Below are 2,348 nucleotides of genomic sequence, written 5' to 3' on the forward strand. Positions count from 1 at the left end.
GTGAAGCGGGCGCAAACGGGCAGCATCGGGCCCGCGACAGACCTGGTCAGCGCCGCGCACCGGCGGTAGAACTTCCCCCATGGGCCCGAACGGGCAACTCCACAGGGAGGCGGGTGACGACATGGGCACGTGGACCGCGGAGGAACGCCGGCGCGAGATCGTGCGGGCCGCGCGCGCCACCGGCTCGGTGGACGTCACCGCCCTCGCCGCCGAACTCGGCGTGGCCAAGGAGACCATCCGGCGCGATCTGCGCGCGCTGGAGGACCACGGCCTCGTCCGCCGCACCCACGGCGGCGCCTATCCGGTGGAGAGTGCCGGCTTCGAGACGACGCTCGCCTTCCGCGCCACCAGCCGGGTGCCCGAGAAGCGCCGGATCGCCGCCGCGGCGGCCGGACTGCTCGGGGAGGCCGAGACGGTCTTCGTCGACGAGGGCTTCACCCCGCGGCTCATCGCCGAGGCGCTGCCCCGGGACCGGCCGCTGACCGTCGTGACCGCCTCCCTGCCGGTCGCGGGCGCCCTCGCGGAGGCCGACCAAGTGTCCGTGCTGCTGCTCGGCGGCCGGATCCGCCCGGGCACGCTGGCCACCGTCGACCACTGGACGACCAGGATGCTGGCCGGCTTCGTGATCGACCTCGCCTACATCGGGGCCAACGGCATATCCCGCGAGTACGGCCTGACCACCCCCGACCCGGCGGTCAGCGAGGTGAAGGCGCAGGCCGTCCGGGCGGCCCGCCGCACCGTCTTCGTGGGTGTGCACAGCAAGTTCGGCGCGGTCAGCTTCTGCCGGTTCGCGGAGGTCGGCGCGCTGGAGGCGATCGTGACCAGCACCCTCCTGCCGTCCGCCGAGGCCCACCGCTACTCCCTGCTGGGCCCCCAGGTCATCCGGGTCTGACCGCCTGCCCGCCCCGCCTGCTTCCCTGGCCGCAGCACCCTTTCGTACGCCCTTTATCTCCCTTTTCTTCCCTTCTATCCAGGAGCGATCCATGCGCACCCCGAGCCGACGGAGGCCGCGAGCGGCGCTCGCCGTGGCCGCCGGGACGCTGCTCGCCCCGCTGCTGTCCGGCTGCTGGGCCGGTGCGGGCGGGTCCGGTTCCGGCGGCGACGCCATCAACGTCCTGATGGTCAACAACCCGCAGATGACCGAGTTGCGGAAGCTGACCGCCGCCCACTTCACCCGGGACACCGGCATCAAGGTCAACTTCACGGTCCTGCCGGAGAACGACGTCCGCGACAAGATCAGCCAGGACTTCGCCAACCAGGCCGGCCAGTACGACGTCGCCACCCTGTCCAACTACGAGATACCGATCTACGCCCGCAACGGCTGGCTGCACGAGATGGACTCGTACGTGGCCAAGGACCCCGCCTACGACGAACCGGACGTCCTGCGGCCCCTGCGCAAGGCGCTCACCGGCGCCGACGGCAAGCTCTACGGGCAGCCCTTCTACGGCGAGTCGTCCTTCCTGATGTACCGCAAGGACGTGTTCGCGGCGAAGGGCCTGACGATGCCCGCCCGCCCCACCTGGCGGCAGGTCGCCGACCTGGCCGCGAAGGCGGACGGCGCCCGGCCCGGCATGCGGGGCATCTGCCTGCGCGGACTGCCCGGCTGGGGCGAGCTGACGGCACCCCTGACCACCGTCGTGAACACCTTCGGGGGCACCTGGTTCGACAAGGACTTCAAGGCCCGGCTCGACTCGCCCGCCTTCCGCGAGGCGACCGAGTTCTACGTCGGCCTGGTCCGCCGGCACGGCGAGTCCGGCGCCGCCCAGTCCGGCTTCGCCGAGTGCCTGAACAACATGACCCAGGGCAAGACCGCCATGTGGTACGACGCCACCTCCGCGGCCGGCCTGCTGGAGGCGAAGGGCTCGCCGGTGCGCGGCAAGCTCGGCTACGCCCCCGCGCCCGTGGAGCGCACCGCCTCCTCCGGCTGGCTCTACACCTGGGCCTGGGGCATCCAGCAGGCCTCCCGCAACCCGGACAAGGCCTGGAAGTTCGTCTCCTGGGCATCCGGCAAGGGCTACGAACGGCTGGTCGGCGAGACCAGCGGCTGGGCGAACGTCCCCGCGGGCAAACGGGCCTCGACGTACGCCGACGCCGACTACCGGGCGTCCGCCGCCGCCTTCCAGGACATGACCAGGAAGGCCATCGAGAGCAGCCGCCCGGACGACCCCGGCGTCCAGCCGCGCCCCGCGCCCGGCATCCAGTTCGTCGGCATCCCCGAGTTCACCGACCTGGGCACCAAGGTCTCCCAGGAGATCAGCGCGGCCATCGCCGGACGCCAGTCCGTCGCCTCGGCGCTGCGCAAGTCCCAGCGGCTCGCCGAACGGATCTCCGAGGAGTACGAGGGACGA

General features: G+C 72.1%; 2 protein-coding genes. Both read left to right on the forward strand.

All coding sequences use genetic code 11. The features are described from left to right. Positions 1-121: 121 nt before the first annotated feature. Positions 122-892: a DeoR/GlpR family DNA-binding transcription regulator gene (locus H5J33_RS31445; RefSeq protein ID WP_181798155.1), complete on the forward strand. Its 771-nt coding sequence runs from the start codon at positions 122-124 to the stop codon at positions 890-892. Between the two features lie 91 nt (positions 893-983). Next, a partial coding sequence (locus H5J33_RS31450; protein ID WP_181798156.1) for a sugar ABC transporter substrate-binding protein occupies positions 984-2,348 on the forward strand: 1,365 nt, incomplete at its 3' end.

Origin of the sequence: Streptomyces sp. WELS2, assembly GCF_013870595.1 — a bacterium.
In the GTDB taxonomy this organism is placed as follows: domain Bacteria; phylum Actinomycetota; class Actinomycetes; order Streptomycetales; family Streptomycetaceae; genus Streptomyces.